This window comes from Pseudomonas palmensis, assembly GCF_049942755.1.
Taxonomy (GTDB): Bacteria; Pseudomonadota; Gammaproteobacteria; order Pseudomonadales; family Pseudomonadaceae; genus Aquipseudomonas; species Aquipseudomonas palmensis.
Genome location: NZ_CP187958.1, coordinates 4,589,962 through 4,604,980 on the forward strand (window position 1 = coordinate 4,589,962; position 15,019 = coordinate 4,604,980).

Annotated in this window: 14 protein-coding genes and 1 pseudogene; 12 read left to right on the forward strand and 3 right to left on the reverse strand. The window is 67.2% G+C overall.

The window, feature by feature from the left end; genetic code table 11:
- Positions 1-3 precede the first annotated feature (3 nt).
- A complete protein-coding gene (locus tag ACPRTJ_RS21220) occupies positions 4-501 on the reverse strand; it encodes an Lrp/AsnC family transcriptional regulator (RefSeq protein WP_426427263.1) in 498 nt (165 codons plus the stop codon).
- 135 nt (positions 502-636) lie between these two features.
- Between ACPRTJ_RS21220 and ACPRTJ_RS21225 the strand changes: the two genes are divergently transcribed.
- The 11 genes and pseudogenes from ACPRTJ_RS21225 to ACPRTJ_RS21275 all read left to right on the forward strand — a co-directional run bounded on the left by ACPRTJ_RS21225 (position 637) and on the right by ACPRTJ_RS21275 (position 11,583).
- Positions 637-1,263: a LysE family translocator gene (locus tag ACPRTJ_RS21225; protein ID WP_078481895.1), complete on the forward strand. Its 627-nt coding sequence runs from the start codon at positions 637-639 to the stop codon at positions 1,261-1,263.
- 534 nt (positions 1,264-1,797) lie between these two features.
- Positions 1,798-2,112: pseudogene (locus tag ACPRTJ_RS21230) on the forward strand (transposase); the annotation flags it as partial.
- A gap of 87 nt (positions 2,113-2,199) precedes the next feature.
- Complete coding sequence (locus ACPRTJ_RS21235; protein WP_088515468.1) at positions 2,200-3,738, forward strand: ShlB/FhaC/HecB family hemolysin secretion/activation protein; 1,539 nt, start codon at positions 2,200-2,202, stop codon at positions 3,736-3,738.
- A gap of 30 nt (positions 3,739-3,768) precedes the next feature.
- A complete protein-coding gene (locus ACPRTJ_RS21240; RefSeq protein WP_054916079.1) occupies positions 3,769-5,574 on the forward strand; it encodes a DUF2341 domain-containing protein in 1,806 nt (601 codons plus the stop codon).
- 10 nt (positions 5,575-5,584) lie between these two features.
- Entirely contained in the window at positions 5,585-6,010 is a 426-nt protein-coding gene (locus ACPRTJ_RS21245; protein WP_043860333.1) for an ExbD/TolR family protein, read from the forward strand.
- 8 nt (positions 6,011-6,018) lie between these two features.
- The gene (locus tag ACPRTJ_RS21250) at positions 6,019-6,693 is read left to right on the forward strand and encodes an energy transducer TonB family protein (protein WP_240619904.1); all 675 of its coding nucleotides are present in this window, start codon (positions 6,019-6,021) and stop codon (positions 6,691-6,693) included.
- Between the two features lie 53 nt (positions 6,694-6,746).
- Positions 6,747-8,429 carry a putative porin gene (locus ACPRTJ_RS21255; protein WP_054916077.1) on the forward strand — a complete coding sequence of 561 codons (1,683 nt, stop codon included), beginning with the start codon at positions 6,747-6,749 and terminating at the stop codon, positions 8,427-8,429.
- Positions 8,430-8,453: 24 nt separating this feature from the next.
- Positions 8,454-9,113: a hypothetical protein gene (locus tag ACPRTJ_RS21260; RefSeq protein ID WP_043860179.1), complete on the forward strand. Its 660-nt coding sequence runs from the start codon at positions 8,454-8,456 to the stop codon at positions 9,111-9,113.
- 17 nt (positions 9,114-9,130) lie between these two features.
- Positions 9,131-9,607, forward strand: coding sequence for a YbjN domain-containing protein (locus ACPRTJ_RS21265; protein ID WP_043860180.1), 477 nt, complete (start codon positions 9,131-9,133; stop codon positions 9,605-9,607).
- Positions 9,604-10,560, forward strand: coding sequence for a peptidylprolyl isomerase (locus ACPRTJ_RS21270; RefSeq protein WP_058541152.1), 957 nt, complete (start codon positions 9,604-9,606; stop codon positions 10,558-10,560). Before ACPRTJ_RS21265 ends, ACPRTJ_RS21270 begins: the two co-directional genes overlap by 4 nt.
- A gap of 54 nt (positions 10,561-10,614) precedes the next feature.
- Positions 10,615-11,583: a LysR family transcriptional regulator gene (locus ACPRTJ_RS21275; protein ID WP_426427264.1), complete on the forward strand. Its 969-nt coding sequence runs from the start codon at positions 10,615-10,617 to the stop codon at positions 11,581-11,583.
- A gap of 53 nt (positions 11,584-11,636) precedes the next feature.
- On the opposite strand, the gene ACPRTJ_RS21280 is transcribed toward ACPRTJ_RS21275, so the two are convergent.
- Entirely contained in the window at positions 11,637-13,262 is a 1,626-nt protein-coding gene (locus tag ACPRTJ_RS21280) for a methyl-accepting chemotaxis protein (RefSeq protein WP_043860182.1), read from the reverse strand.
- Between the two features lie 127 nt (positions 13,263-13,389).
- On the reverse strand, positions 13,390-14,301 hold the full coding sequence (locus ACPRTJ_RS21285; RefSeq protein ID WP_043860183.1) for an AraC family transcriptional regulator: 912 nt from the start codon (positions 14,299-14,301) through the stop codon (positions 13,390-13,392).
- Between the two features lie 106 nt (positions 14,302-14,407).
- On the opposite strand from ACPRTJ_RS21285, the gene ACPRTJ_RS21290 reads away from it, so the two are divergent.
- Complete coding sequence (locus ACPRTJ_RS21290) at positions 14,408-14,968, forward strand: carboxymuconolactone decarboxylase family protein (protein WP_043860184.1); 561 nt, start codon at positions 14,408-14,410, stop codon at positions 14,966-14,968.
- Positions 14,969-15,019 lie beyond the last annotated feature (51 nt).

Here is a 15,019-nt window from a genome sequence, read left to right on the forward strand (position 1 = left end):
CGCTTACCGCCCCAGGTGCCCCAGCGGCAGCGCCCCCTGCGGCTTGATCGTCTTGATTGCGAAGTTGCTGCGGATATCCCGGATCCCCGGCAGCTTGAGCAGCGTGTCGGTCAGGAACCGCTCATAGCCGCGCAGATCCGGCACCACCACATGCAACAGGAAATCCGACTCGCCCGACACCAGAAAGGCGCTGACCACCTCGGGCAGGGACAGCACGGCCAGGCGGAAGTTTTCCGCTTCGACCTCATGGTGCCGCTCGACCTTCACCCCCACGAACACCGTCAACCCCAGGCCGACTGCCTCGGCTTCGAGGCTGGCATGGTAGCCGCGGATCACCCCGGCTTCTTCCAGCAGCCTCACCCGTCGCAGGCACGGCGAAGCCGACAGCCCGATCTCTTCAGCCAGTTGCACGTTGGTGAGGCGCCCGTCGCGCTGCAGTGCGCCAAGGATGCGTTGGTCGTAACCGTCCAGCTTGGGGTAGGTTGGCTCGTGGTTTGGCATAAGTGGCCTGTGTCTAGGTATTGAATTGGTACATCCTGCCAATAATAGCCCCGTTGCGGGCGCATAACGCAAGCACCTGCCTCGACCTTCCGGCATAGAATTTTCACTCTGTTGCCCCAGCCTGAGGTCGTTGAAATGGACGAAAAACTGCTCTACCTGACTGCCCTGACGATGATCTACCTGATGCCGGGCCCGGACATGATCCTGCTGCTGCAGACCGGTGCGCGCCAGGGGCGGCGGGCGGCGCTGGCGACCGTGCTGGGGCTGGCGGTTGCCCGGGCGTGCCACGTGACCCTGGCCGCCGTCGGGCTGGCGACGCTGTTCAAGGTACTGCCCTGGACGTTCGAGGTGGTCAAGTACACCGGGGCGGCCTACCTGCTGTGGCTGGGGGTGAAGATGTTCAGGCCCGTGGCGGGTGCAGTGCAGGGCCCGGGGGGTGCAGCGGTACGTGGCACGTGGAGGGCGGCGATAGCGCAGGGCTTTCTGACCAACCTGCTCAACCCCAAGGCCTTGCTGTTCTGCTCGGTGCTGTTGCCGCAGTTCATCCACCCCGCACAGGGGGCGGTGGGTGAGCAGTTCGCGCTGCTGGGGCTGGTGCTGGTGGTGATGGGGATGATGTTCGATGGGGTGTATGCACTGGCCGGCGGGTGGGTCGGGCGCCAACTGGAGCAGCGCGCGCTGGCGCAGAAGGTTCAGCAGTGGGTGTTTGGTGGGCTGCTGGTGGGGTTTGCGGTTCGGTTGGTCTGGGTGCAGCAGGGGTGAGGGGCGGGCGGTTGGGGCGGGCCCGGCAGGCGCCAGTCGATGAAGTAGTTGTGGCGCTCTTCAAACCGAGCGCCGCGCAGGCGGCGCACGACCCTGAGGGCGCTGGATAGCCCAGGCCCTGCATCTCTCTTCATGAAGCTTTGGTGACAAAAGTTCGGTAGCAAAGCGCCACCCCCGTCATGGGTATGTGCAGTCACTGCGCAGCCGCACAGGGACGAAGGGAGTGGAGCGATGGGAACCATGGAACGCTACGCAAAAGTCGGAATGCAGGAACTCGATCAACGCCTGGCGAAGATCGTCGAAGCCGCGCGCAAGCAACCGGTGTCGGTGTACCGCTACGGCGCACCCTGGGTGTGGATCGTGTCCCAGGACGACTGGCAAAGCGCGCTCAAGGAAGTCTCCAGCTGCATCCCGCCAGGCCATTCGCTGGTGATGCTCAAGCCCAGGGTCGAGGAACTGCTGGCCGCCCACGCGCAGGAGCTGGCCGACCTGGCCCGGCGCAACGCGATGAGCATCGCCCCGCACACCCTGATGCACCTGCTGCTGTTGCAGCTGCTGTATTCGGTCCCCAGCGAAAAACAACTCTACGAACAGCTCAACTACAACCTGCTGTTCCGCTGGTTCGTGGGCCTGGAACTCAAGTCGCGGGTGTGGAGCTTCAACCTGTTCAGCCACGACCTCAACGCACTGCTGGCCTGCCAGCAGGCCACGCGCCTGCTGCAGTCGATCGTCAACGAGGTGTGCAACGCGGGCCTGGCGCAGATGCCCGAGTTCAGCCTCAACCTGGCCCAGCTGCACAGCTGGCTGGCCCGCCACGCCGGTCACGGCGGCGCAGACAACCATTCATAAGACACGGCCCTGGGCCAGACGGATTTCCTTGAACGAGGGGGCGGTGTGGAGCATTTGTTTTTCAACGGGTGGCGAGCCGGCGCAGTGATGCTGCTGGCCCTGGGAACCCACCACGCAAGCGCCGAACAGGCCGAGCGTCGCGTCGACATCAACGAGTACGTGGTGCGCGGCAACACCGTGCTCGATGCCCGCGCCATCGAGGAGGCGGTGTACCCCTACCTCGGCCCGCAGAAGACCCTGGTGGATCTGGAAGGCGCCCGCGAGGCCCTGCAGAAACGCTATCAGGCGCTGGGCTATCAGTCAGTGTTCGTCGAGCTGCCCGAGCAGCAGGTCGAAGGCGGCGTGGTGTACCTGCAGGTCAGCGAAACCAGGGTCGGCCGGGTACGAGTGGTCGGCGCCAGGCATTACTCGCCCGTGGAGATCCGCGAGCAGGTGCCGGCCCTGAGCGAGGGCCAGGTGCCGGACTTTGCCAAGGTCCAGGGCGAACTGGCCGCACTCAACCGCGGCCCCGGGCGCCAGGTGATGCCACTGGTGCGCGAAGGCCAGCGCCCCGGCACCCTGGACGTTGACCTGCAGGTCGAAGACAAGCAGCCCTGGCACGCCAGCATCGGCCTGAACAACGACTACAGCGCCGACACCAGAAAGCTGCGCAGCGTGGCCACCGTGGGCTACAACAACCTCTGGCAACTGGGTCACAGCGTGTCGCTGACCTGGTTCACCGCCCCCCAGGACACCGACAACGCGCAGGTGTGGTCCGGTTCATACAGCGCGCCCCTGAACCCGCGCTGGACCCTGCAGGCCAGCGGCTACAAGTCCGACAGCAGCGTGGCCACCGTGGGCGGCAGCAACGTGCTGGGCAAGGGCCATTCCTACGGGCTGTCGGCGATCTACTCACTGGTGCCGGACGGCAACTGGGCCAACTCGTTTTCCGTGGGCATCGACTTCAAGGACTTCGACGAGCAGGTCGAACTGGGCGGCGAGCGCGATACCGTGCCGCTCAAGTACGCACCGATCACCCTGGCCTACAACGGCTTTCGCTACACCGAAGCCTCGCAGCTGGGGCTGGGCCTGAGCCTGGTGGCCGGCACACGCCGGCTGTTCGGCTACGGCAGCGACGACGAGGCCTTCGACTACAAGCGCTACCGCGCCGACTCCAGTTTCGCCGCGCTCAAGGGCGATGCGAACTACACCTTCACGTTTGCCGGCGACTGGCAGAGCGCAACCAAGCTGGGCTTTCAACTGGCCTCCGGGGCCTTGGTGTCCAACGAACAGTTCGCTGCCGGCGGCGCCACCTCGGTGCGCGGCTACCTGGCCGCCGAACGCACCGGCGACGACGGCCTGCTGTTCTCCCAGGAACTGCGCACGCCCTCGCTGGGCCGCTACGTGGGCAGCTACATCAGCGACTGGCGCTTCTATGTGTTCGCCGAAGGCGCGCAGCTGTCGCTGCAGGACCCGCTGCCCGAGCAGGACGACCACTTCAGCCTGGCCAGCGTCGGCCTGGGCACCCGCGCCACCCTCAACGACTGGCTGTCCGGCAGCCTGGACTGGGGCCTGCCGCTCAAGGACGGCGCGAACACCGAGAAAAACCACTCGCGTCTGCACTTCAGCGTACAGGCAACCTTCTGACCCCATCGGCATCGACTCTGGAGACATTCCATGCAACGCCTCATCTTGACCCTGCTCATTTGCCTGGGCTTTGCCCTGCCGGGCAGCGCCAGTGCCTGGTGGCAGGACGACTGGCAGTTCCGCAAGCAGATTTCCGTCGACACCACGCCCCAGGGCGCGGCGCTGACCCAGTCGCTGGGCCGCACGGCACTGCTGGTACGCCTGCACACCGGCAATTTCAGCTTTGACGGGGTCAATGAAAACGGCGCGGACATCCGCTTCGTGGCCAGCGACGACAAGACCGTGCTCAACCACCAGATCGAAAGCTTCGACCCGCTGATGGGCATGGCGCTGATCTGGGTCGACGTGCCGGACGTGCAGGGCGGCCAGCGCCAGGACCTGTGGATGTACTACGGCAACCCCAAGGCGCAGCCGGCCAATGCGCAACCGGCCTTCGATGCCGACTACACCCTGCTGATGCACTTCGACGGCGCCGCACCGCGTGACGCCAGCCCCTACGGCAACCAGGCCCAGGGCAGTGCGGCGAGCATCGAGGGCATCATCGGTCGCGCCATCCAGTTCAACGGCCAGCCGCTGCTGCTGGCACCCAGCCCGTCGCTGCAACTGCCAGCTGGCGCCGCCTTCACCTTCAGCGCCTGGGTACGCCAGGACCAGCTGCTGGGCGATCAGTTGCTGCTGGCCCGCCATGAAGGTGAAAACCGCCTGCTGCTGGGTGTGAGCCAGGGCCTGCCGTTCGTCGAGGTCAACGGCCTGCGCAGCGCTGCCGGCCAGGTGCTCGATGCCGGCCAGTGGCAACACCTGGCGCTGGTGGGCGAGGGCGGTACGCTCAGCCTGCTGGTGGACGGGCGCCAGGTCGCCAGCCTGACCGCGGCGGTGCCGGCGTTCAATTCGACCCTGGCCATCGGCGCCGACCTGCCGCCGGCCGAGGGTCAGCCGGCCGGCGCCTATGTGCCGTTCGTGGGGGCGATGGACGAGCTGCGCCTGTCGCGCATCGCCCGCGCCGTGCCGGTGCTGCAGGCCGACGCGCTGGCCCAGGGCGCCGAGTCGCGCCTGGTGGTGTACGGGGTGGATGAAGAGCAGTCCGGTTTCGGTTTCGGCAGCCTGGGCTTTCTGCTCAAGGCGGTGCCGCTGGACGCCTGGATCATCATCGCGGTGCTGGTGCTGATGATGGTGCAGTCGTGGGTGATCATGCTGCGCAAGAACCGCACCCTCAACCACGTCAGCCAGGCCAACCGGCTGTTTCGCGAGCAGTTCGCCAACATCGGCACGCGCCTTGAGATGTTCGCCGACGACACCGCCCTGGGCGAGCGCCTGACGCATTCGTCGCTATGGCGCCTGTACCTGGTGGCGGTCAAGGAGATCCGTACCCGCCGCGCCCAGGGCTTCGACACCTCGGCGGTGTCGGCGGCCACCATCGAGGCCATTCGCTGCTCCATGGACGGGGTGCGCACCCGCGAGAACCAGGCGCTGGGCTCGAAGCTGTCGAGCCTGTCCAACGCGATTGCCGGCGGCCCTTACATCGGCCTGCTGGGCACCGTGCTGGGGATCATGGTGGTGTTCCTGGGCACCGCGATGGCCGGTGACGTGAACATCAACGCCATCGCCCCCGGCATGGCCGCGGCGTTGCTGGCCACCGCCATGGGCCTGTTCGTCGCGATCCCCGCGCTGTTTGGCTACAACCGCCTGATCACCCGCAACAAGGAGGTCAGCGCCGACATGCGCGTGTTCGTCGACGAGTTCATCACGCGCCTGGCCGAGCTGCATGGCGAAGGCCAAGCCGGCGAGGCCAGCCACCGGCGTGCTGCCCACGCTGCCCACCCGTCCGTACCGGCCTGAGGAGAGCGCCATGGCAGCCATGAATGCTTCCCACGACGATGACGACGACGCGGCCGTCGACAGCATCAACGTCACCCCGCTGGTGGATGTGCTGATGGTGGTGCTGGTGATGTTCATCCTCACCGCCACCGCGCAGGTGTCGGGCATCCAGATCCAGCTGCCCAAGGCCAGTGCCTCGGTGTCGCTGTCCCAGCCCAAGACCAAGGCGATCTCGGTCAACGATGCCGGGCAGGTGTTTCTCGACGCCTACCCGGTGACCCTGGCCGAACTGGAAGAGCGCCTGCGCAGCGAGAAGGCGCGCAGCCCGGACTTCCCGATCATCGTGCGCGGCGACGCGGCGGTGCAGTACCAGAAGGTGGTCGAGGTGCTCGACCTGTTGCGTCGGCTGGAGCTGGCCCAGGTCGGGCTGGTGACCGGCAAGCCGAACCAGGGTTGAGGATGCCCATGAACCAGAAGTTCGATAGCCGGCGCCTGCTCAAGTGGGGCGTCGTGGCACTGGTGGGCGCGGGCCTGGCCTGGTTGCTGTGGCAGTGGGCCAACGACATGAGCGGGGTGCGCCGCGAGGCACCGAAGATCCCCGCGATCATTCCGCTGCCGCCACCCCCACCGCCGCCTCCCCCCGAGCCCCCCAAGGAACCGGAGCCGCCCGTGGAAGAGAAGATTGTCGAGCCGCAGCCGGTGCCCGAGGCCGAGGAGGTCAAGCCGGCCGAGGAGGCGCCGCCGAGCCCGGCCGATGACATGGCCAACCCGATGCAGATCGACGGCGATGCACAGGCGGGCGGGGACGCTTTCAACATCGGTGCCGGCAAGGGCGGCGGCATGGCCGGCGGCGGTGGCGGGCTGGGCAGCGGCAGCTACGGCCAGTTCCTGGCGTATGCCTTCCAGCGCCTGCTGCGCGACAACCCCGAGCTGCGCAACCTGACCTTCAACCTGCAGGGCGATGTTTGGCTCAGCGAAACCGGCGAGGTGACCCGCGTCGAGCTGGTGCGCTCCAGCGGCGATGCCGCGGTGGACGCCCAGGTGCTGGCCGCATTGCGCGCCGCCCCGGCCATGACCCAGCGCCCGCCGGCGAGCCTGACCCTGCCGGTGCGCATCGCCTTGCAGGGGCGCCGCGGATGAACCCGGCGCCCGATCCCTACGACGCACGACTTACCAACAGGAGCGGTAAATCCATGATGTGCTCAGTGAACCGATTGACCCTGGCAGTCGGCCTGGTGGTCGCCGCGGCGGTCGGTCCGGCCGTGGCGCAGACCCCGGCGCCGTCGCAGAACGCGACGATCAACCTGATCCGCCTGCTGGTGCAGCAGGGTGTGCTCAAGCAGGACCAGGCCCAGGCCCTGATCGACCAGGCCGAAAGCGAGGCGGTGCAGGCCCGCGCCAGCGTGGCGGCGGTGCCGGCGGCCAATGGCGAGGTGCGCGTGCAGTATGTGCCGGCCATCGTGCGCGACCAGATCCGCGACGAGGTCAAGGCCGAGGTGATGGCCCAGGCCAGGCAGGAGAACTGGGCCGCGCCCAACACCTTCCCCGACTGGGCCTCGCGCATCAGCTTCGATGGCGACGTGCGCCTGCGCGACGAGTCGCGCTACTTCTCGGGCAACAACAGCAACCAGATCATCGATTTCGCCAAGCTCAACGCCGACGGCCCCTACGACGTCAACCCCAACAACGGGCGCAACCTGCCGCCGCTGCTCAATACCCGCGAAGACCGCGAGAACCTGCTGCGCCTGCGCGCGCGCCTGGGCCTGAAGGCGGTGCTGTCGCCGAGCTGGACGGCGGGTATCCGCATCGGCACCGGCAGCGACAACGGCCCGGTGTCCACCACCCAGACCCTGGGCGGCGGCTTCGGCAAGAAGGACCTGTGGCTCGACCAGGGCTACCTGAGCTGGGTGGCCAGCGAGCGCGTGACCCTGACCGGCGGGCGTATCGCCAACCCGTTCATGTCCACCGATATGCTGTATTCCAACGACCTCAACTTCGACGGCGTGGCGGCCCTGTTCAACCAGCCGCTGAGCGACAGCCTGAGCCTGTTCGGGACCCTCGGCGCGTTCCCGGTGGAGTACAGCGCCGACACCGCCAGCAGCAACGGGCTGGACAAGGAGAGCAGCGACAACAAGTGGCTGTACGGCGCGCAGCTGGGCGCCAACTGGCAGATCAACGACAGCAACCGGCTCAAGGGCGCGCTGGCCTACTACCGCTTCGACGACATTGCCGGCGAGCGCTCCGGGGCATGCGAGCCGTGGAACGGCGACCCCGGCTGCGACAGTGACGGCAGCCGCCCGACCTTCATGCAAAAGGGCAACACGCTGTTCCTGCTGCGCGACATCACGCCCAACCCGGCCAACCCGGCCGCCACCCCGCAGCCGCAGTTCGTGGGGCTGGCATCGGAGTTCAACCTGCTGGACCTGAACGCGGTGTGGGACACCGAGCTGCCGCACGACTTCAAACTGCGCAGCCAGGCCAACTACATCCACAACCTGGCCTACGACGAAGGCGAGATGCGCAAGCGTTCGGCCGGCCAGTTGGCCAACAACCTCGACAGCGACGGCAACATCAAGAGCGGTGCCAATGCGTGGATGGTGCAGTTCACCCTGGGCAACGCGCTGGAGCTGAAAAAGCAGGGCGACTGGAACCTGTTCGCCGGCTACAAGCACATCCAGCCCGATGCCTTGCCCGACGGCTTCAACGATTCCTCGTTCCACCTGGGCGGCACCAACGCCAAGGGCTACATCCTCGGTGCCAACTACGGCCTGGACCAGAACGTGTACGCCACGGCGCGCTGGATGAGTACCGAGGCGGTCTACGGCGCGCCGTTCGATATCGATGTGCTACAACTTGAAGTCAACACGCGCTTCTAGCAGGCGCGCACAGGGAGAAAGAGCATGAACAAGCGAGCCTATCGGGCCTGTTGTTCGTACCTGCTGGTGGCGTTGGGCGTGAGCTGGGCGGGGGTGGCTGCGGCCGAAGGCATGGAAGAGCGCCTGCGCACCCAGCTGCGCAGTACCACCCAGCAGTTGCAGGCGCTGCAGAGCGAACAGGCGCAGGCTTCGGCGGCGCGCCAGAGCGCCGAGCAGCAACGCGATGCGGCCCAGGCCCAGGTGCAGCAACTGACCGCGCAACTGGCCCAGGCCCGTGGCCAGGCCGAGCAGCTGCTGGGCCAGCAGCAGGCCCTGCACGGCCAGGCGCAGGCGCTGGTGGCCAGCAGCAACGCGCAACTGGGCAAGTACAAGCAGGCCTACGACGAGCTGCTGGGCATGGCCAAGGCCAAGGAAGCCGAGCGTGCGCGCCTGGCCGCCAGCCTGGCCGAGCGCGAGCAGCAGGTGCTGGCGTGTTCGGCAAAGAATCAGCAGATGTACGGGGTCGCCAAGGGGATTCTTGCGGCCTACGAAAAGATCGATGTGGCGGATGTGATGAAGATGCGCCAACCCTTTGCCGGGGGCGCCCGGGTGAAGTTCGAGGAACTTGCCCAGGCCTACGGCGATCAGCTGTACCAGACCCAGTTCGATGCCGCGCAGGGCGGCAGCAAACCGCAAGTCAATTGACACAAGGAAGCGAAGCCATGAGCGACAACCAACTGATCGAAACCGTCAGCGCCGACTCTCTGACCACCCTGTTGCAGGATGCAGGTTGCCGAGTCAATCGCAGCGAGCAGAATGCCGTGGTGCAACTGCTCAGTGCCAGCCAGGGCGTGGGCTATGCGGTGCGCTTTGGCAACCGTGCCGAGCGCGAGGGCGAGTTCCTCGACTTCACCTACAGCTGCGCCCTGCGCATCCAGGGTGAACTGCCGGCCGGGCTGGCCGAACGCTGGAACGTGTCGCGCCGCTTCGCGCGGCTGTCGGTGCAGGGCGAGTTCCTGGTGATGGAGATGGACGTGATGGTGGCCGACGGCGTCAGCCACAAGCACCTGCTGGGCAGCCTGGTGCTGTGGGACCGCCTGCTGCAGGAGTTCATCGTGTACCTGCGCGACTACAGCCGCAACGTGGCCCAGGTGCAGGACGAGGCGGTGGCCGGGGCTGAAGCGGTGAGCGCTTCGTGACTCGACGTACGCTGTGGGCCGGCGCGGGCGCGCTGGCCGTTCTGGGCGTGGCAGTGGTGTTGGCACTGCGCACGGGGGATGACCCGGTGGCAGCCAGCGCGAAAGCGCCGGCGGTTGCCGCTGTGGCGAGCGATGCGGGGCCGGCGCTGGCGCGCCTGGGCGACCAGCAGGTCAGCGTGGAGGAGCTCAAGGCGCTGTTCGCCAAGCTGCCGGCGCCGGCGCGCGAGGAACTGAGCGGCAATCGCCAGGCCCTGGAGGGCTGGATTCGCTCGCGCCTGGCGGAAAAGGCGCTGTACCAGCAGGCCCAGGCCCAGGGCTGGTCGGAGCGTCCCGATGTGCAGGCGCAGACCCATGCGGTGGTGGAGCAGATCGTGCTGCGCGACTACCTGAACTCGGTCAGCCAGGTACCGGCCGACTATCCCAGCGAGGCTGAACTGCAGGCGGCCTACGAGAACGGCAAGGCCAGCCTGCAACTGCCCACGCGCTATCACCTGAGCCAGATCTTCCTGGCCGTGCCGGACGAGCAGTCGGTGGCACGCGTGCGCAAGCAGGCGCTGGCCCTGAGCAAGCAGGCCCAGGCTGCCAATGCCGACTTTGCCGCGCTGGCCAGGGCCAACTCGCAGGACCGCGAGAGTGCGCAGCGTGGCGGCGACAGTGGTTTACAGCCGCTGAGCCAGTTGCTGCCGCAGGTGCGCGATGCGGTGCCGCAGCTCAAGGAAGGGGCGGTGAGCGAGCCGTTGCAGAGCGCGGCGGGCTTTCACATCGTCAAGCTCATCGAGGTGCAGCCGCCGCGTGTGGCCAGCCTGGACGAGGTGCGCGACAGCCTGCGTGACCTGTTGCGCGCCCAGCGCCAGGAACAGGTGGCCCGGGCCTACGTGGACGGCATGTTCAACAGCGCGACGCTGAGTATCGATGGCGCTGCGCTCAATCAGGTCATGGACGCCAGCCGCTAGGCGGCGTCGATCAAGGAAGAGCGGGCCCTGGCCGGGGCCCGGCAGGAGGCGAGGATGCCGATGTTCGATATGCCGCACTACGTGCCCGATTATCCGCCGGCCGAGCCGCTGGCCAAGGTGCGGGCCGGGCTGGGCTGGGTGCAGGACGAGCAGATGCTCAGCTGTTTTCTGGCCAGTGCGCGGTGCGGCTGCTTCATGCAGGCTGCGCGCAGCCTCAACCTCAAGTCCACCCTGTTGCGCAAGAAGCTGGCGCAGCTGGAAGCGCGGGTGGGGTACCCATTGTTCGTCAACCGCGGCCATGCCCTGGTGCTCAGCCGCGAGGGGCGCCAGTTGCAGGCGTTGCTGCAGTCGAGCCTGAGCAGCAAGCCACAGGCCATGACCACGCTGGATGCGCCGGTGCTGGTGCGCCTGGCGGTGGCCGAGCCGATCATGCAGGACATTCTGGCGCGCAACCTGGTGGCTTTCGTGCGCCAGAACGCCGGGATCCGCCTGGATGTCAGCGGCCTGGATGCACAGGGATTGGCGCAGGCCGATGTGGTGCTGTGGCTCGATGACGAGGCGGGCAGCGTACCGCTGCCGGGGTTTGCCGGCGAGGCGCCGACGCGCCTGGCGCAGCTGGAGTATCACCCGCACATTGCCAAGCGCTATTCGCGCGAGAGCAACCGGCCGGTGTGCCGGGACGACCTGCGCGACTACATGCTGGTGCAGTGGCAGGGCGAGGCCCAGGTGGCGGCGCTGGCGCCGTGGAACCGCCTGTTGAACGAGCGCGAGGCGGGGGTGACGCGGGTGCCGGGCTATGACCTGTTCAGCCAGTTGATCAAGTGCAGCGCGTGCATCGGCTTGCTGCCGCATTATGCGGCGCAGCTGGACCGTGGCCTGCTGGCATTGCCGGGGTTGCTGGAGGCGCCGATGCGCCGCACGGCGTGGCTGGCGGTGCATGAGCGTGCGGCGCAGGCAGCGTTGGTGCAGGTGCTGGTGACCATGATCCGGGCCGCGTTCGAGGAGCGTCGGGAGTGGTTCTGAAGGGGCGCGGTGCCCTGTAGGCGCCGGCTTTGCCGGCGAACCGGCGCCGCACCTCAGACGATAAAACGCGTGACCAGCGTGGTCAGTTGCGTGGCCAGCTGCGACAGCGCATGGCTGGCGACGCGGGTCTGCTCGGCGCCCGCCGCCGAGCGGCCCGACAATTCACGAATGTTCAGCAGGTTGCGATCCACCTCGCGGGCCACCTGGGCCTGCTCCTCTGCCGCGCTGGCAATCACCAGGTTGCGCTCGTTGATCTGGCCGATGGCCGTGTAGATGCCCTCCAGCACCTGGCCTGACGCCTGGGTGATGCCCAGCGTGGACTGCGCGCGGCCGGTACTGGCCTGCATCGAGTCCACCGCCGCCTGGGTGCCCTGTTGCACGCTGTTGATCATCTGCTCGATTTCCTGGGTCGATTGCTGCGTGCGGTAGGCCAGGGTCCTGACCTCATCGGCCACCACCGCAAACCCGCGCCCGGCCTCGCCGGCACGCGCCGCCTCGATGGCGGCATTGAGCGCCAGCAGGTTGGTCTGCTCCGACACCGAACGGATCACCTCCAGCACCGTGCCTATCTCGCGAATCTGCACCGCCAGCTGTTGCAGGCGCTCGCCGCTGATCGCCACTTCACGAGCCATGGCCTGGGTGCCGTCGATGTTGTCGGCGACCTGCTGGCGGCTCTGTTCGGCCAAGGCATTGGAGGCACTGGCCGCCTGGGAGGTGGACACCGCATTGCGCGCCACTTCCTCGACCGCCGTGGTCATCTCGGTAACCGCCGTGGCGGCCTGTTCCAGCTCCTGGTCCTGCTGGCGCAGGCTCTGGGTGCTCTGCTCGGTCACGCTGTCCAGGGCCTGGGCGGCGCTGGACAGCTGCGTGGCGCAGGCGGTGATCTGCCCCAGGGTATCGCGCTGGCTGTGCTGCATGCGCTCCAGTTCGGCGAACAGCTGGCCGATCTCGTTGTGGCTGCGTACCGTCACCGGCACGCTCAGGTCGCCCCCGGCAATGCGCTGAAAATGCACGCCGGCCTCGCGCAGCGGGCGCAGCACACGGGCGACGATAAAGGCCCAGCACACGGCGGCCAGCACCAGGGTCAACAGCCCCAGCAGCACGCTCAGCCACTGGGCCGTGGCCAGGCGCTGGTCGGACTCGGCCATGATCTGCCGGCTGCGCTCGGCCAGGGCAGCCACCAGTTGCTGGCGCAGCGCCTGCAGGGCACGCATGGCGTTGCCGGCATCCACGTTGACGGTGAAGTAGTCGTCCAGCGAGCCCTTGAGCGTGGCGGCGCGCTGCCCGGCCACGGCGTTGGCGTAGTCGGCGAAGGTGCGCTGCAGGTCCTGGGCCAGGGCCTTTTGCGCCGGCTCATGGGTGTTGGTGACGAAGGCGTCGACCAGCGCCTGGCTGTCGCCCAGCAGCTTTTGCGACATGGCCAGGCGCGCCTTGGCACTGTCGAGGTGGCCGCCTTGCTGCTCGATAAAGCCCGACGACACGTTGGCACTGGCGCGAATCGCCATCAGCAGCGCGTTGTTGAGGCGGTCGGACTGCTGGGCGGTCTGGTCCAGCTCGTTGATCTGCGCGTCGCTGCCCACCGCCGCCCGCCAGGCGCTGACGGTGGAAAACAGCAGGGTGGCGCTGAACAGCAGCAGCACCCAGAACATTCCGGTGCGGATCTTGAGGTCGGCAAGCATGCGGGCATTACTCCTGGCAGTAAAAAATACCCCCACTCTGTGCGGTGGGTAGGCTGCTATCGGAGGCGCGGCGCATGACTTTAGGGGGCGACGACGGGTTCTGTTCGATTACCGCACAGCCTTTGTTTCAGCGGCCCTCGTGCTGGCGGCGGTAGGCGCCGGGCTGCACGCCGATGGCCTTGCCGAACGCCCGGGTGAAGGCGGCGATGGACTGATAGCCCACCGCTGCGCAGACCTGCTCGACGGTGTTGTTGGCCTTGAGCAACTGGCAGGCGTGACGCATGCGCAGCGCCAGCAGCACCTGGCCCGGCGACTGGCCGGCCAGCTCGTTGAAACGCTTGAAGAAGGCCGAGCGCGACAGCCCTGTGCAGGCGGCCATGCTCTCCAGCGACCAGGGCTGTTCGGGGTGTTCGATCAACTGCTCCAGCAGCGGGGCGAACGCCGGGTGACGGGCCAGGGCGACCAGGCCGCCAAGGTCCTGGTTGTCGCTCACCTGCTGGCGCAGCACGTACAAGAACAGCAACTGGCTCAGGCGCTCCAGCAGGGTGGAGGAGGGTGCGGGGGTGCGCTGGCATTCCTCCAGAATCAGCTCGAACAGCGCCCGCGCCGCCTGCAGCGACGGGTCGCCGGTGCGCAGGATGATCCAGTCGGCCAGCGACTCGGCCATCAGCGACGACAGCCCCGGCTGGAAGTGAAAGAACCCGCACACCAGCCCCACGCCATCCGCCGCCTGGCTGTCGAGTGCCTGCATCGGGATGCGCGGCTGGCAGCGCGCGGTGTCGCTGTCGGCGCTGTCGGACAGGCGATAGGGCAGGTCGCGCAGCAGGAACACCGCCTCGCCGGCCTCCAGCCGCTGCGGCTCGGGCTGGCCGTCGATGTGCAGCCAGCAGTGGCCCTGCACCACCACGTGAAAGCTGGCCCGGGCCAGGCCCTGGGTGCTGGCGTGCCAGCCACCGCAGTAGCGCCCCACATGGAACAGGCTGGCGTCCAGTTCCAGACGCTCTAATAACCAATCGACCAAAACGCTGGAAGAAATCATCTAATGGAAACACTCAGGAGCAAGTAATCGCGACTGTAGAATATGGATCGGTTTTCTTATAACCAACAGACTTGGCGAACACCTTCAGTATGCAGGAGACCACGCCATGTCACGCATCACTCTACACACCGTGCAAAGCGCCCCGGAAGCCGCGCGCCCGTTCCTGGAGAACGCGCAGAAGAATTCCGGCTTCATTCCCAACCTGCTGGGCGTGCTGGCCAACGCGCCGGCCGCGCTGGAAACCTATGTGACGGTTTCGGCGCTCAATGGCAAGGCCGAGCTGAGCCTGGCCGAGCGCGAAGTGGTGCAGCTGATTGCCGCCACCCAGCACGGCTGCGACTTCTGCGTGGCCGGCCATACGGCGGTGGCGCTTAACAAGGCCAAGCTGCCCGAAGAAGTGGTGCAGGCCCTGCGTGCGCGCGGCGAGTTACCATCGCCCAGGCTCGAAACCCTGGCCAAGTTTGCCCGCGAAGTGATTGCCACCCGTGGCAATGTGAGCGATGCCACCTACGCTGAGTTTCGCGAGGCCGGTTACACCGAAGGCCATGCCCTGGAAGTTATCCTGGGGGTGAGCCTGGCCACGCTGTGCAATTTCGCCAACGTGTTTGCGCGCACGCCGCTCAATGACGAGCTGGCCAAGTACCGCTGGCAGGCCGACGCTCAGTGAGCCCCGTGGCGCCAGTGTGTGGCTGGCGCCCTGTTCTAAGGAGGAAAGAAC

Coding starts and splice junctions, on each gene's coding strand:
- ACPRTJ_RS21285 (WP_043860183.1), bottom strand. CDS start 14,301: ATGATTTCTTCCAGCGTTTTGGTCGATTGGTTATTAGAGCGTCTGGAA.
- ACPRTJ_RS21250 (WP_240619904.1), top strand. CDS start 6,019: ATGAACCAGAAGTTCGATAGCCGGCGCCTGCTCAAGTGGGGCGTCGTG.
- ACPRTJ_RS21290 (WP_043860184.1), top strand. CDS start 14,408: ATGTCACGCATCACTCTACACACCGTGCAAAGCGCCCCGGAAGCCGCG.
- ACPRTJ_RS21275 (WP_426427264.1), top strand. CDS start 10,615: ATGCCGATGTTCGATATGCCGCACTACGTGCCCGATTATCCGCCGGCC.
- ACPRTJ_RS21265 (WP_043860180.1), top strand. CDS start 9,131: ATGAGCGACAACCAACTGATCGAAACCGTCAGCGCCGACTCTCTGACC.
- ACPRTJ_RS21235 (WP_088515468.1), top strand. CDS start 2,200: ATGCTGCTGGCCCTGGGAACCCACCACGCAAGCGCCGAACAGGCCGAG.
- ACPRTJ_RS21260 (WP_043860179.1), top strand. CDS start 8,454: ATGAACAAGCGAGCCTATCGGGCCTGTTGTTCGTACCTGCTGGTGGCG.
- ACPRTJ_RS21255 (WP_054916077.1), top strand. CDS start 6,747: ATGATGTGCTCAGTGAACCGATTGACCCTGGCAGTCGGCCTGGTGGTC.
- ACPRTJ_RS21220 (WP_426427263.1), bottom strand. CDS start 501: ATGCCAAACCACGAGCCAACCTACCCCAAGCTGGACGGTTACGACCAA.
- ACPRTJ_RS21245 (WP_043860333.1), top strand. CDS start 5,585: ATGGCAGCCATGAATGCTTCCCACGACGATGACGACGACGCGGCCGTC.
- ACPRTJ_RS21280 (WP_043860182.1), bottom strand. CDS start 13,262: ATGCTTGCCGACCTCAAGATCCGCACCGGAATGTTCTGGGTGCTGCTG.
- ACPRTJ_RS21225 (WP_078481895.1), top strand. CDS start 637: ATGGACGAAAAACTGCTCTACCTGACTGCCCTGACGATGATCTACCTG.
- ACPRTJ_RS21240 (WP_054916079.1), top strand. CDS start 3,769: ATGCAACGCCTCATCTTGACCCTGCTCATTTGCCTGGGCTTTGCCCTG.